We start from the raw sequence: 14,547 nt of genomic DNA, 5'->3' as shown, positions 1-14,547 counted from the left end.
ATGGCAGTACAAATCGTTGTCAACTTAGCACTTGCTATCTTTTGGTTATTTCTATCAGGTAGCTACACGATGAACTCATTCGTACTTGGTTACTTATTCGCAATGGGGCTTGTCTTTCTCATGCGGAAACTACTACCAGGTCGCTTTTACGTCATCACACTTTACAACGTAATCAAGCTCGTCTTCGTTTTTATCTCAGAACTCATTAAGGCGAATATTGGCGTATTGCGTATTATTCTTCAACCTCAAATCAAAAACGAATCAGCATTTTTTGTCTATGAAACAGACTTGAAACATAAATGGGAAGTCGCATTACTTTCTAACTTGATCACTTTGACTCCAGGAACTGTTGTTATTGGTGTCAACGATGATATGAAACGTCTGTACATTCATTGTTTAGATTTTTCGACGAAGGAAGAAGAAGTCGCTGCAATTAAAGGATCCCTTGAAAAAGCAGTGAGAGAGGTCGGTGAATATGATGAACTATGATATTTTTATAATTATTGCACTTGTCATTGTCGTACTCTCTATCTTAGCCATCCTTGTACGTGTCATCATCGGGCCTTCGTTGCCTGATCGTGTTGTCGCACTAGATGCTATCGGTATCCAATTAATGGCCGTCATCGGTCTGTTCTCAATTATTTTAGGGACACGATATATGATCGTTGCGATCTTATTGATTGGGATCCTTGCCTTTTTAGGAACAGCAGTCTTTGCGAAATTCATGGATAAAGGAGAGGTGATCGAACATGACAGAAACAATCGTGATTAGTATTGGCCTTATCCTTGTTATGACTGGTGCATTGTTCAGTGCACTTGCCGCAATTGGTATGTTGCGTTTAGACGATGTCTATTCTCGTGCACACGCAGCAGGAAAAGCAGCAACACTTGGTACAATGTTGTTGCTCACTGGTACATTTATTTACTTTATCGGTAAAGAAAGCTATGTGAACTTCCATCTGTTGATTGGAATTGTGTTCGTATTCATTACGGGGCCTATCGCCAGCCACATGGTACTGAAAGCTGCTTATAATCTTAAAACACCTGCTTCCAAACGATTAAAATTGGATGAGGTCAAAGAAGACCTTAAAGGAATGAAACTATAAAAAAACGTACAGCCTACGAGGTTGTACGTTTTTTTGCTATCTTATGTTTCTTGCTTTATTCACATAATACAGCATTTTATCCTATCGAAAACTAAAAAATTTTACCGTTTTAATTGATGATATATTATTTTTCTTTATTAAATTGATATACATAATTAATAATTGTTATGACAAATTCTTTTCTCGTGTTGTAAGTTGCAACTATCGAATAGCTCACTTGTTATTTTTTAGCCTAATATATAATAAACAAATCTACCTGATCAAAAGAAAAAGGAACAGCTTATCGCTATTCCATTTTTTGTGTGTTCTATTTATTGAGTTTCTTAATCAAAATCGTCCCGCGCATCACACTGATTAAACGTTTCTGATCATCCATCATACGAATATCCCATACATGTGTTGTTTGTCCTTGATGTAAAAGATTGGCTTCTGCATAAAGAAAACCATCTGTTGCTGACTTGATATGGTTCGTATTCATTTCTAATCCAACAGGAACTTCTTTCGTCGTATCGACAAGATTCGCTGAACCAATCGAACACGCCGTCTCACCTAATGCCATCGTTGCTCCACCATGTAAATAACCGTATGGCTGTTTCACTTGATCTTTGACTGGCATTGACATCTTGATGTAACCCTCTCGCTGTTCGAGTACTTCCATTTCTAATAACTCTAATAAGTTAGTCATCTCTCATCCCTACCTTCACTTGTATTATAATACAAGTGCTGCGATTGTTCCCATCACGATCAGTGGGATATTATAAAATACGAAGTTAGGGACACACGTATCTCGAATGTGATCATGTTGACCGTCTATATTTAATCCTGCTGTCGGCCCTAGTGTTGAATCACTGGCTGGTGATCCAGAGTCACCCAATGCACTAGCTGTTCCGATTAAAGCGATTAAAGCCATCGTGCTTAAACCAATTGATTCACCGAACGGAATAAATAAAGCTGAAATAATTGGGATTGTTGCGAAAGATGAACCGATACCTAACGTCACAATCAACCCTATTACATACATTAAAACGATACTAATAAATTTATTGTCGCCGGCAATAGTTGTAAGTCCTTCAACAAGCTTTTGTACATCACCTGTTTCATTCATCACGCCTGCAAAGCCATTTGCCGTTAAGATGACGACACCAATATAGGCCATAATTTTAATTCCATCAACAAATTGATCATCTAAGTTTTTCCATCCATATGCACCTGATAGGAAGAAGACGAGCACACCCGCTAACGCCCCGAATATCATTGAGTCGGTTGTTGTTTGCACAATGAATGTTGCCAAAATGGCGATAACTGTCACAACAAGAACGTAAGGTTTTAATTCTGTTGTATTTTCATCTTCATTCATTTGAATCATTTTGTATTCTCGTGGCTTACGATAGTAGAACATAGCTAGAACTAAACCGATAATATAACCACTAGCTGGAATCAACATTGCTTTCCAAATCATTGAAAACTCAATTGAGTGATTCGCTTTTTCAAATCCTTTTTGAATGATTTCATGGAAGATGTGTCCAAATCCAAACGGAAGTAATACATATGGAAAACACAGACCGAAGCCAATAATGATGGCAATCAAACGACGATCCATTTTCAATTCATTAAATAAGCTAAGTAACGGTGGGATAACAATCGGAATAAATGCAATATGCACAGGGATGAGGTTTTGGCTCATCACACTTAATGCAAGTAAACTGATAATAATCACACTTTTAACTTTAATACGAGAAACTTTCGTATCTTCTGCACGAATCGCACGAATGACCTTTTGTACGAGATAGTCTGTAATACCACTATATGAAATCAGTGCCGCAAAGCCACCTAATAAAGCATAACTAAGTGCGACTTCTGCTCCGTCTACAATATTTGCTGTAAACACTGAAATTGTATTTGCTAACGATAGCCCTGATACTAAGCCACCTACAAGTGCACTAATAAATAAACTGATGACGACATTGAGTCGACATAAACATAAAACAATCATTAATAATACTGCGATTAATACAGCATTCATTCCACCCACCCCTTTAGTTCGCTACCAAATTAAAGTATTGTCTATACAATATAACAATTGTCATATCCTAAGTCAATATGTCTTTTCAAAATTGTACAAAAACATATTCTATATGAAAAAGAACGAGCCGTCATCTTTATTTTCCAAAGATTTCACTCGTCCTTTTAGCCTATTTCATCCATTTACGCATTATATTCTGATATTAACCAATTCACAATCGTTGGTATCATATAGCCTGTCGGTCCTTTTGGCCCCTTATAAGTTTTTTTCATTGTTGTCGCCGGACCCGCAATATCCACATGTAGATGTGGTGTTTCTCCACTAAAATGTGTCACAAACGCTGCGGCAAACAATGCTTTACCATGCGCATTCACATGATTCGTCAAATCAGCAACATCCGATGCTTTAATGTTACGACGTTCCGTCTCTGTAATCGGCAATTCGTATACCGCTTCATCAACACGATGAGCTGTCTCTAATATCGCTTGAAGTACGTCTCTATCAGCATTTTTATTGAATATAGCTGCTTTATCTTCACCTAACGCAACTACCGCTGCACCTGTCAATGTCGCAAAATCAATGATTAGTTTTGGCGCAAATTGATTGGCATAAAACGATGCATCCCCTAGTACGAGACGACCTTCCGCATCTGTATTCGGTACTTCAACTGTTTCTCCACTCAACGCTGTAAAAACATCATCTGGTTTCATTGCATTGTTGGCAATCATATTTTCTGCTGCAGCAATTACTGCAACAATATTCACTTTCAATCCTAACTGAGCAACTGCATCTACCATGCCAATAACGTTTGCTGCACCACACATATCAAACTTCATCGTCGGCATACCCGTTTTCGACTTAATCGAATAACCACCTGAATCATATGTAATCCCCTTACCGACTAATGCAATCACATCATCAGCATGTTCCGGATCACCTTCATATTTCAGTGTAATCACGCGTGGTGGATTGATAGATCCTTTGCCCACTGCATGAATTAAACCGAATCCTTCTTGTTGAATGGCATGCTCATCTTTTACCGTAACACCCACTGTTGTATCTTTGAAACGTTCTTGAACAAGCGTAGCCAAGTAGTTGGGCGTCAAAATATTTGGTGGGATATTTCCTAAAGTTCTCGCATAATTAATGCCTTCTCCAATTTTTTGACCTTCAATAAATGCTGTCTGAATATGCGCGTGATCAGCGCGCCATTGGATTTGGAGTTCAAATGGTGCGACTTTATCTGATCGATAACTATCAAATTCATATGTTGCTTGTTCATACTGTAAGCCCATCGTTTGAAATACTGTATGTAGATCAACTGCTTTTGACAAAAATGTCTGTTCATATAATTGAATTTCTGTAATATGTTCTGCTTGTAAATACTGAAATAAGCGACCCCAAATTTTTAAATAATCCCGTTGTTTTTGTTGGCTAATATTGCCGAGCCCAACTGTTATAAACTTGTAATGGACATCACCTACTGTTACAGGCACTGATGACACTGTTCCAATATGACTTTTGATGAACTTTTGCTTCTTTAATATTTGTAATGCTTCAAATAGTGCATCATTTGGAATTGCACCCGTCACATACTGATTGAATTGATCCGGAACGCCTATGACATGAATTTGTTCTTTTTCTTTGTTCATTGACATTGATGTAGCCCCCTTATTTTTTCATTAACTCTATTGTATCAAAGATTACATTCTTTACTCTATTAGTGTGTTTTTAGTAAACATCACAGGTATTCAGCAGAAACGTCTACTCTCGTAACAATTAAAAAAATCGAGCATATGCACGAAGCATTGCCCGATTTCTCTTATAGATACTGTTTAGAATTTACCTTTTTTGTAAGCTAAACCTAATCCACCGATTTTGAAGATTGCACGTGTATCGATCACGCGTTTCATGAATGCTGCTTTTTTACCAGTGATTTCACGACCGTATACAATACCGACACCGTCATGACGACCTAAAGAACATACCGTACCACGATCAACATACTTGAAGTTTTCAGTTGATTCGCCTTTTAAGATATGTGCAATATTTGTCGCTGTTTTCTCACCTTGTTGCATTGCGATTTGTGCTGTTGTTGGTAATGGACGTTCTCCACCTTCTGGAATAAACGCTGAAACATCACCGATAACGAAAATATCATCGTATCCTTCGATTGTTAAGTCTTGTTTCGTAACGATACGACCACGTTTAACACCTTCGAATGATTTTTCCATTAAGTTGCTACCGCGAACACCCGCAGCCCAAACAACTGTGTTAGCTTCAAGTTGTTGTTCTTTGTCGTCTACTTTTACAACGAATCCTTTTTCGTTTGCAGCAACGATTGGTGTCCCTACTTTGAACTCTACGCCACGTTCTTCTAAGTAGCTTACTGCATGGCTTACTAACTCATCTGAGAACATTGGTAACATTTTTGGAGCGGCTTCAACGCAAGTGATTTTCACTTTGCTTTGATCAACGCCATATTTATTTGCTAATTCTGGAATACGGTCTGTTAATTCACCTAAGAATTCAACACCTGTAAAACCAGCACCACCAACTAAGATTGCTAAGTCTTTGCTGTCTTTTGTTTTTGATGCAGCATAGTTCGCAAACTTGTCTTCAATATGACGTGAAATTTGACGTGCTGTATGAACGTTCTCAATTTGGAAAGCATGTTCTTTCATACCTTTAATGCCAAATGTTTCTGATTCGAAACCTAATGCAACAACTAAGATATCAAAGTCAAAAATACCTCTTGTTGTTTCTACTTTTTTCGCATTGCGATCAATTTTTGTCACTTCTGCAGTCACAAATTCCACATGGCTCTTAAGTACACTTTCAATTGGATATAATAAATCTTCGTAGTTGATTGTACCTGCTGACGCTTCGTGTAACCATGTTGATTCGTAGTGATAATCATTTTTGTTAATTAACGTAATTTGTGCATCTTCTTCTGAAAGTTGCTTTTGAAGTTTCGTCACAGTTTGTAATCCTGCATAACCAGCACCTAAAACAAGTACTTTTTTACGTTCTGCCATTCTCATTCACCTATTCCTTCATTATTTTATTAATACATTTGATACTGTATACCCACTATGCTTAAACAGTACACAATTTCTTAAAGTTAGTCATCTATTAGTTTATAGTTTTTTAGAACTGAATTCAAGCGTTCATGCCATTTCTTTCCTATTTATTAATGAATACTTTATCAGATCATTACAGATAACGAGAAGTAATGTAAGCGCTTTAACTTTGTTGTAAAAAAATAACCGCATCTGATGATATCCATGCGATTATTTCTTAAGTATGGGTATGAAATGTCAATAATGTTTAATCAATTAACACTCTTCTGGTGTACCTGCTACTTTGTCAGTGCGGAATGAACTACCACAACCACATGATGCAATGGCGTTTGGATTATCAATTTGGAAACCGCCACCCATTAATGATTGTTTGAAGTCAATTGTAGTTCCATTTAAAATAGGTGCATCTTCAGGATCTACTAGCACTTTCAATCCGTGGAATTCTAATACTTCATCTTGTTCACCCGGCTCAGCTTCAGCTGTCATACCATAAGTTAAACCTGTACATCCGCCACCATTTACTTTGACTTTCAAATAACCATCAGGCATATCATTTTGTTTTAACATATCTTTCACTTCGTAAGCTGCTGCTTCTGTTAGTGTTACTGTCGACATCTTATTTCCTCCTTAAAATAACCAAGTTTCTTCTATATGCTTATAAATATTTTTTAATAATTCATCAGGTGTTTCACCTTCAACAATGTCCCCATTCACAAGTGCATAAAGTCCCGAACTACAAATACCACAATTCTGTAAACACCCATAGTCTAATACATCCACATTAGGATCCTTATCTAATGTATCAAAAACGACTTGGGAACCTCTTGCCAAATTAGAAATACAGAACTCGACAATTGGATTCATCCTACACCTTCTTCATTCAATTTAATGATGTCATTATAGCAAAAATGAGAGTGATTCGCTATGTAATGGCTCATATGACAGAGAATGCCTGTACTGTTGAAAACAAATCTATTTGTCTTATAGGCGATGATTGTAAGGTTTTAAAAAAAAGTCTATAATTAAATATGAACAATTATCAAACTTTTAAGTTATTGTATGTGACTTGGCTATTTTTTAAGGGGCATTGATAAGATACCATCTCACATTTTAAATCTTCATGGGTAAAGGGGAGTACAAAATGAAAAGTTTAGTTTTATTAGGTGGCGGATACGGGAATATGCGCATATTGTCAAAGATATTGCCGGATGCTTTACCGGATGATTATCGTGTGACACTGATTGATCGCATGCCATATCATGGTTTGAAAACAGAATTTTATGCTTTGGCTGCCGGATCAAAATCTGATAAAGAAGTCCGTGTAAACTTTCCAAAAGATGAGCGTATTAACACCGTTTATGGAGAAATCACAAATATTGATTTGGACAATCAAATCATCTCAGTCGGTCAAACACGTGTCGATTATGATGATCTTGTTATTGGACTTGGTTGTGAAGACAAATATCATAACGTGCCGGGTGCCAAAGAACATACATATAGTATTCAAACACTCGCTGATGCACGAAAAACTTATCACGATATTTCTGAACTGCCGAGTGGCGCACAAGTAGGCATCGTCGGCGCAGGTCTGAGCGGTATTGAACTAGCAAGTGCACTTCGTGAAAGCCGTGATGACTTGGATATCTTCTTGTATGATCGTGGGGATCGTATTCTCAATCAATTTCCTGAAAAACTAAGCAATTACGTAAAAAAATGGTTTGATCAACACAATGTGACGGTTGTTCCAAACTCAAATATTGTAAAAGTCGATCCGGGTATACTGTACAACAAAGATACGAAAAACGAACATGATTTGATTGTATGGACGGCTGGTATTCAGCCCGTTTCTCTCGTACGTAATTTACCTATTGACTTGAGTAGAAGTAATCGTGTGATGGTCAATCAATATCATCAAATTCCAACCTATCCAAATGTTTATGTTGTGGGGGATTGTGCGAACTTACCGTTTGCGCCAAGTGCACAACTTGCAGAGGAGCAAGCAGACCAAATCGCTGATGTGTTGAAGACACTTTGGCAAGGCAAGCCCCTGCCGGAAAAAATGCCAGAAATTAAAATTCAAGGCTTTTTAGGTGCATTAGGAGAAAAGAAAGGCTTTGCTTACCTAATGGATACAACCGTAACAGGACGTCTTGCATCTATTTTAAAATCAGGGGTTCTATGGCTTTATAAACATCATAACGGTTAAAACGAGTGAAAGCCTGTGGCATCTACAACGCCACAGGCTTTCTATCTATGTTATTAAAATACTTGTTCGACCTCAATCACACCAGGTACTTCTTCTACAAGTGCACGTTCAATACCTGCTTTCAAAGTAATCGTACTACTTGGGCATGTACCACAAGCACCTAACAATTGAAGTTTTACAATTCCATCTTCTACATCAACAAGTGCACAGTCACCACCATCACGAAGTAAAAATGGACGTAACTTTTCGATAACCTCTGCGACTTGATCATACATTGTTGTATCTTCAGTTGGCATATACAATGCCTCCTTTCAAGTTAAATGGTTCATATTCTTCCTTTTTCTTATTATAATAGAAATAGTATGGAAAATCTATTGTATTAACTAGGGGGATTATCAAATGACAAAAGTGAGCGTAGTGATATATGGGGCGGAAACGGTATGTGCCAGTTGTGTGAATGCACCGAGTGCACGCAATACTTATGATTGGTTACAAACGCTCTTACCAAAAAAATACCCAGAACTCGACTTTAAATTCACCTATATCGATATTGAAAGTGACACAGAAAACTTAACAGATCATGATGAACAGTTTATAGAACAAATTAAAAACGACGAACTCTTTTACCCACTTGTAACGATGAATGATGAATATGTCGCTGATGGTTATATTCAATTGAAGCCACTCAAGCGCTACATGTCAGAGCGATTTGGAGTAACTGATACGCCAAATTAGTATTCACATATAAAACAGGAATGACACTTGATCATCATTCCTGTTTATTTTGATATACTATTACGCAAACACTTGATTACGTGCATTTTTGCCTTGCACGACATCTTCAATATTCAACACACATGTTTGTATCATCTGATCACGTGTCAATACTGTTGCACTACCGATATGTGGCGTCACAATCGCATTCGGCAATGTTAGTAATGGATGATCCATACGAATCGGTTCATCGCGTACAACATCCAATGCACAACCAGCAATTTCGCCTGTTTGAAGTGCTTCAACTAGATCTTCTTCGACAACAATATCTCCACGACCGATATTCACAAAAATCGCATCGTTCCGCATCATTTTGAATACATCTTTGTTAAATTTATTGCGTGTCTCTGGTGTTGACGGTGCTGTACAAACAATAAAATCACTTTCACGAACGAGCGTCTCAAATGATGTGTAAAATGCGCCCAGCTCATGTTCTGCCTTCGTATTGCGTGAACGATTATGATATAAGATATCTGCATTAAATCCTTTTAAACGACGTGCGAAAGCTCTGCCAATCTCACCCATACCGTAAATACCCACTTTGGAACGATAGATGTCTTTACCTGCAAGCAGGTAAGGTCCCCAACTCTCCCACTTGCCATCTTGAACGTAATCAATCGCTTCAGACAAACGTCTTGATGCTGCCATCATCAATGTAAAACCAAGTTCTGCAGTTGTTTCACTTAAAACATGCGGTGTATTCGAAATGATGACATCATGTTGTTCCGCTTCAACAAGATCAATATTGTCGTATCCTACTGCCATATTGGCAATGATTTTAACATGCGGTGCTTGTTCAAGTAATGTACGATCAATCTTCTCACTTAACGTCACAAGTAAAATTGTCTTATCTGCCACCGCTTCTAAAAACTTTTCACGTGGCATCGGTGTCAAATGGTGATCCCACATCTCAACTTCACCCATTAACTCTAGACGCTGTTTAAACTTTTCTGGAATTCGACGTGTAACTAAAATTTTCTCCATATGATCACTGTCCTTTTTCTATTTCTTTCAACAGTACTGTTAAGTTTTCAATACTAACAGTTGGCGGGATGTCTTTTGATAGTGCTTCTTCTTTAGACGTTACACCCGTTTGCACATGAATCGTATCGATACCGATATTGATACCTGACATGATATCCGTATCATATAAGTCACCAATCATCGCCACTTCCGACTTGTCTAACTGCAATAAATCTAAAGCCTTTTGCATAATCGGTGTTTCAGGTTTTCCTATAAATGTTGGCTCTTTTTTTGAAGAAACGGTCACAACACTCGTTAAAGAACCATTTCCTGGTAAGAAGCCTTGTTCTTTCGGAATTGATGGGTCTTTGTTCGTCGAAATGAACGTCGCACCACGCTGAACTGCCAACGTCGCTTTTGTCAACTTTTCATAATTAATATTTTCATCCAAGCCGACAACGACGAAATCAACTTCAATATCATCTTTTAAGTCTAATCCAGCCGAAGTCAATGCTGATCTTAGGCCTGTATCACCAATCATATAGACAGATGCGTTCGGTTTTTCACTGCTGATATAATCTGCTGTTGCCATTGCTGAAGTCACGACTTCTGCCGGACGTGCTTCAATACCAATTGAAGCTAACTTTTCAACCACATCTTCAGGTGACTTGGTTGAATTATTTGTCACGTATAAGTGTGGAATCTCATATTTATTCAATCCATTTATAAATTCAACGGCACCTTCAATGACTTGACTCCCTCTATATAACGTACCGTCTAAGTCAATCAAATAGGCTTTGTAAGTTTTCATTTATGCTTGTTCTCCTTTACCAAATGCTGTTACAGGTACATTTTCATTTTCTAAAAAATGCAAGATTTCTTTGATAAATTGTTGATAATAAGGAATGGCACGATCAAACAATGGGACTAATGTTTGACTGTCCAATTCATCATATAAGTGTACGAATTGACGACGTACATCGATTGTTTCATGCAGTACTTTTTTTGTCTCTTTTGAAATCGCACCTTCTAATTCCAAAATATCTACAACATCTTTGTAGTTACCAGGATCTCGCAATATAAATGCATCGATGATCATGTTGCCGATATCGACTGATGACTCTATCAACATCTGTGCCACACGCTCAAAGGCATAGGCATTGGTCTTAATCGATTCATAATCTTCCGTTAACTGCTTTAAATATGTGAGTTTTTTTGATAACTGTTCTTTGTCTACAAAATACATATTTGTCACCCCTATTCCTATCTATCATATCACAATTTTGCGTGTCACTTCATTTCTCGATATACTGAGCATATACGATTTTTAAAGGAGTTCTTAATATGATAGATATGTTTTTATATGATGACGTCGAACCATCACAAATCCGTTTTGTTGGCTTTATCGGCGAAGAGACACGTTATGACCTTATCTTGCTTCAAACAAATCGTCATTATGGAAAAACGTTAGTGTTGAACACACAAACGAATAAATTCGGTATTATTGGCACAGATGACTTAGATGAAGAAGGCTATATTGCCTACATCCTCGGTGTCAATGAAGCAGAAGGCGAAGAACTCACAGACTATTTACGCGATGTCATTCGTTAACAAGAGAAACCCCATGAACGTTGAAATGCATGCATTTCAACATCATGGGGTTTCATCATATATTAACTTTGAATTGTAGGCTGGATTTTGACATTTTTCAACTTATCTTCTTCATCAATTTCAACGTCTTCACCCAATAACTGTTGATCAACTTCTTGTTTGGATAAACGTCTCACAACAAAATACGCACATCCAAAATTACAGTACTCTAATATATAATCTTGAATGGTAGAAAAACGTTTATTAAAATCTGCTTTTTTATAAGTATCTCTATAAAAGCCCTTTAAGCGAAGTTGGTCATAACCATAATCGCCAACTACAAAATCATATTTATCTAGAATTTCAGAATAACGTGATACAAAATCTTCTTCGTTAAAAGCATCTCGATACGACTCTATCAATTCAAAATAGTGATTGCCTGCTTTGATCATATCTGCCTCACCTAATTATTACGAATTAAGTTGTTCATCACCAAGACGCTGTTTTGCTTTAGCCGCTTCGTTTACTTGCTCATCTGCATGATATGAACTTCTTACAAGTGGGCCTGCTTGGCAATGTTTGAATCCTTTTTCCATTGCAACTTTGCGTAACTTACCAAATTCTAATGGTGTGTAGTATTTTTGTACTTTTAAGTGTTTACGTGAAGGTTGTAAATATTGACCGATTGTTAAAATATCCACATCATTCGCTCGTAAATCATCCATTGTTTCATGAAGTTCTTCGATTGTTTCACCTAATCCAACCATAATACTAGATTTCGTTGGGATATCTGGTTGTAATTCTTTAGAACGGCGTAAAAATTCAAGTGTACGATCGTATGTCGCACGTGCACGAACTCTTGGTGACAAGCGACGCACAGTTTCGATATTATGATTTAAAATATCTGGACGTGCAGCCATTAATGTTTTCAACGCTTCATAATCTCCACCCATATCTGAAGGTAAGATTTCAATCGTTGTATAAGGGTTGCGTTCACGGACTTTACGAACCGTTTCTGCATATACGTTAGAACCTGCATCTTTTAAATCATCACGTGCAACAGCTGTGATAACAACGTGTTTCAAGTTCATCAATTCGACAGATTCTGCAACACGTTCTGGCTCACCTAAGTCCAGTTCGTTCGGTAAACCTGTTTTAACCGCACAGAAACGACAAGCACGTGTACAAACATCTCCTAGAATCATGAATGTAGCTGTACGACGTGCACCCCAACATTCGTGAATGTTTGGACACTTCGCTTCTTCACATACAGTATGCAAGTTCTTCTCTCGCATCATCTTCTTAAGACCTGTATAGTTCTCGTTCGTGTTTAACTTTATTTTCAACCAATCTGGTTTGCGTAAAATTTCTTCGTTTTTCGTAGCCATAGCAGCGGATACCCTCCTGTGAAATTTAACTCTTCATTTATTATAACGGACTTTATTCAAAATTAAAATGGACTTGTTTTATGTTTTAAACTCCTTGTAAATACGCTTTAAAAATATCTCGTAAAAATGCCGGCATGATATAATCCATTGACTGCCCTTTTAACATCGGGAAATAACGACCAAACGTATACATATCTACTGTTCCGAGCAAGTACGTCTCATCATCTTGAATCTCTATTCCATTAACGAAGTAACGATTACTCGAGTCGATATAACCTGCATTGTAAAGAATGTATCCACCATATATATCGCCACGAAAACCTAATCCTTGGGCATGCTCATACATATATGCTTGTTCCCGTGCTGTCATCAAGATGTCTTTGAGCACACGACCCGACACCCTTGCCCTTACCGTATTGATGGGATGGGGCAACATTTGATGAATATCGTATTCCGTCAATTTTTTATGTTCATAGCCTTTAACCATCAGGCCAGCATTAATAATCGTACAATCTGCACCGATATAATCATGTACACTTTGGGCCAATCGATATGTTGCTTCGGTAATAAAGTTCGTTTCTCGTTGTAATGTCATCGGTTTTGTGACAACAGGCGAATTGAGTAGCGTACGTCCTTCTTGTTCAAAGTCTGTCGTTACTACTGGCAATGTGTCCAGTGCATGCAGTGTTGCTCGTTTACTCACGACTTGTTGTGCTTCAATTTCTAAGGTCACTTCTCCAAGATAGTGGCCATATTTACCTGCTGCTGCCATAAGCACACCGTTAGAAACCTTTCCTTCCAAGAAATGATGGTGAGTATGTGAGCCAAGTATCACATCCGCTTCTGGTAGCAACTTGCATAATTCTTCATCAAAAAAGATACCAGCATGACTCATTACGATAAGGACATCATATTGCCCTTTTTGCTGACGCACCACATGTTGTATGGCTGCAAGCGGATCTGTCACGAGCCAGTCTAGCGCACGGTAAAAAGGCGTAAATGCTGCTGTGACACCTACAAAGAGAAATCGAACGCCAGCGACTTCTTTTATATGTGATTCTACAAAATTGTTCGGCAGTTGACCTGATTCATCAAATACATTTGCACACGTTACAGTGAAGTCCGCCTCATCATATAACGTATTCAACACATCATGCGATATCGTCATACCTTCATTATTACCAATTGTCGCAACATCACAATTCGCTTCATTCAATAACTGGACATTTCGTTTTCCCATCGTTCCTTCTGTGACGGGTAACGATAAATCGACATGATCTCCTATATCTAAATAAAGCGATGGATGTTCAAGTTTTGGGCGTTGCTCCGCCATATACGCCTTGATACGTGAAAACGCATCAAGATGACTATGTATATCATTCGTATGGTACAGTGTTACACGCATCTATATCCA

The 14,547-nt window shown here is 37.8% G+C and carries 19 protein-coding genes; 6 read left to right on the top strand and 13 right to left on the bottom strand.

Annotation, left to right across the window (positions count from 1 at the left end; all coding sequences use genetic code 11):
* Genes MUA51_RS02760 through MUA51_RS02750 form a run of 3 tightly spaced genes read left to right on the top strand, consistent with a single transcriptional unit; the run spans position 1 to position 1,106 of the window.
* Complete coding sequence (locus MUA51_RS02760; RefSeq protein WP_262560354.1) at positions 1–489, top strand: Na+/H+ antiporter subunit E; 489 nt, start codon at positions 1–3, stop codon at positions 487–489.
* A complete protein-coding gene (locus tag MUA51_RS02755) occupies positions 479–772 on the top strand; it encodes a Na(+)/H(+) antiporter subunit F1 (RefSeq protein ID WP_262560855.1) in 294 nt (97 codons plus the stop codon). The genes MUA51_RS02760 and MUA51_RS02755 overlap by 11 nt, the downstream gene beginning before the upstream one ends.
* On the top strand, positions 750–1,106 hold the full coding sequence (locus MUA51_RS02750) for a Na+/H+ antiporter subunit G1 (protein ID WP_262560353.1): 357 nt from the start codon (positions 750–752) through the stop codon (positions 1,104–1,106). The genes MUA51_RS02755 and MUA51_RS02750 overlap by 23 nt, the downstream gene beginning before the upstream one ends.
* Positions 1,107–1,413: 307 nt before the next feature.
* Here the strand turns inward: MUA51_RS02750 and MUA51_RS02745 are convergent, their stop codons facing one another.
* The 6 genes from MUA51_RS02745 to MUA51_RS02720 all read right to left on the bottom strand — a co-directional run bounded on the left by MUA51_RS02745 (position 1,414) and on the right by MUA51_RS02720 (position 7,076).
* On the bottom strand, positions 1,414–1,791 hold the full coding sequence (locus MUA51_RS02745; RefSeq protein WP_262560352.1) for a PaaI family thioesterase: 378 nt from the start codon (positions 1,789–1,791) through the stop codon (positions 1,414–1,416).
* Positions 1,792–1,815: 24 nt separating this feature from the next.
* Positions 1,816–3,129, bottom strand: coding sequence for a Na+/H+ antiporter family protein (locus MUA51_RS02740; protein WP_262560351.1), 1,314 nt, complete (start codon positions 3,127–3,129; stop codon positions 1,816–1,818).
* A 182-nt stretch (positions 3,130–3,311) separates the two neighbouring features.
* A complete protein-coding gene (locus MUA51_RS02735) occupies positions 3,312–4,787 on the bottom strand; it encodes a leucyl aminopeptidase family protein (RefSeq protein ID WP_262560350.1) in 1,476 nt (491 codons plus the stop codon).
* A gap of 177 nt (positions 4,788–4,964) precedes the next feature.
* Entirely contained in the window at positions 4,965–6,167 is a 1,203-nt protein-coding gene (locus MUA51_RS02730; protein WP_262560349.1) for an NAD(P)/FAD-dependent oxidoreductase, read from the bottom strand.
* A 300-nt stretch (positions 6,168–6,467) separates the two neighbouring features.
* Positions 6,468–6,827, bottom strand: a complete 360-nt coding sequence (locus MUA51_RS02725) for a HesB/IscA family protein (protein WP_262560348.1) — start codon at positions 6,825–6,827, stop codon at positions 6,468–6,470.
* Positions 6,828–6,839: 12 nt separating this feature from the next.
* Positions 6,840–7,076 carry a YuzB family protein gene (locus tag MUA51_RS02720; protein ID WP_262560347.1) on the bottom strand — a complete coding sequence of 79 codons (237 nt, stop codon included), beginning with the start codon at positions 7,074–7,076 and terminating at the stop codon, positions 6,840–6,842.
* A 277-nt stretch (positions 7,077–7,353) separates the two neighbouring features.
* Here MUA51_RS02720 and MUA51_RS02715 point away from each other — a divergent pair, with 277 nt between their 5' ends.
* Entirely contained in the window at positions 7,354–8,418 is a 1,065-nt protein-coding gene (locus MUA51_RS02715) for an NAD(P)/FAD-dependent oxidoreductase (protein WP_262560346.1), read from the top strand.
* Positions 8,419–8,471: 53 nt separating this feature from the next.
* On the opposite strand, the gene MUA51_RS02710 is transcribed toward MUA51_RS02715, so the two are convergent.
* Positions 8,472–8,714 carry a NifU family protein gene (locus tag MUA51_RS02710; protein WP_044360536.1) on the bottom strand — a complete coding sequence of 81 codons (243 nt, stop codon included), beginning with the start codon at positions 8,712–8,714 and terminating at the stop codon, positions 8,472–8,474.
* Between the two features lie 103 nt (positions 8,715–8,817).
* Between MUA51_RS02710 and MUA51_RS02705 the strand changes: the two genes are divergently transcribed.
* Positions 8,818–9,153 (top strand): YuzD family protein, encoded by a 336-nt coding sequence (locus MUA51_RS02705; protein ID WP_262560345.1) that lies wholly within the window; start codon positions 8,818–8,820, stop codon positions 9,151–9,153.
* A 60-nt stretch (positions 9,154–9,213) separates the two neighbouring features.
* Here MUA51_RS02705 and MUA51_RS02700 read toward each other — a convergent pair whose 3' ends face one another.
* From MUA51_RS02700 to MUA51_RS02690, 3 genes are read right to left on the bottom strand one after another with little or no spacing between them, the layout of a single operon-like run.
* The gene (locus MUA51_RS02700) at positions 9,214–10,176 is read right to left on the bottom strand and encodes a 2-hydroxyacid dehydrogenase (RefSeq protein ID WP_262560344.1); all 963 of its coding nucleotides are present in this window, start codon (positions 10,174–10,176) and stop codon (positions 9,214–9,216) included.
* A 4-nt stretch (positions 10,177–10,180) separates the two neighbouring features.
* Positions 10,181–10,966, bottom strand: a complete 786-nt coding sequence (locus MUA51_RS02695) for a TIGR01457 family HAD-type hydrolase (RefSeq protein ID WP_262560343.1) — start codon at positions 10,964–10,966, stop codon at positions 10,181–10,183.
* Positions 10,967–11,401 (bottom strand): DUF86 domain-containing protein, encoded by a 435-nt coding sequence (locus MUA51_RS02690; protein ID WP_262560342.1) that lies wholly within the window; start codon positions 11,399–11,401, stop codon positions 10,967–10,969.
* A gap of 98 nt (positions 11,402–11,499) precedes the next feature.
* On the opposite strand from MUA51_RS02690, the gene MUA51_RS02685 reads away from it, so the two are divergent.
* On the top strand, positions 11,500–11,766 hold the full coding sequence (locus MUA51_RS02685) for a DUF3055 domain-containing protein (RefSeq protein WP_262560341.1): 267 nt from the start codon (positions 11,500–11,502) through the stop codon (positions 11,764–11,766).
* A gap of 62 nt (positions 11,767–11,828) precedes the next feature.
* On the opposite strand, the gene MUA51_RS02680 is transcribed toward MUA51_RS02685, so the two are convergent.
* The 3 genes from MUA51_RS02680 to MUA51_RS02670 form a co-directional block, all read right to left on the bottom strand.
* Entirely contained in the window at positions 11,829–12,197 is a 369-nt protein-coding gene (locus MUA51_RS02680) for a YutD family protein (protein WP_262560339.1), read from the bottom strand.
* An 18-nt stretch (positions 12,198–12,215) separates the two neighbouring features.
* Complete coding sequence (lipA, locus tag MUA51_RS02675) at positions 12,216–13,133, bottom strand: lipoyl synthase (RefSeq protein ID WP_095115846.1); 918 nt, start codon at positions 13,131–13,133, stop codon at positions 12,216–12,218.
* 85 nt (positions 13,134–13,218) lie between these two features.
* Positions 13,219–14,538, bottom strand: a complete 1,320-nt coding sequence (locus MUA51_RS02670; protein WP_262560338.1) for a bifunctional metallophosphatase/5'-nucleotidase — start codon at positions 14,536–14,538, stop codon at positions 13,219–13,221.
* Positions 14,539–14,547 lie beyond the last annotated feature (9 nt).

Source organism: Staphylococcus sp. IVB6214 (genome assembly GCF_025558585.1).
Taxonomy (GTDB): Bacteria; Bacillota; Bacilli; order Staphylococcales; family Staphylococcaceae; genus Staphylococcus.
This window is presented reverse-complemented; position numbering and strand designations above follow the sequence as displayed.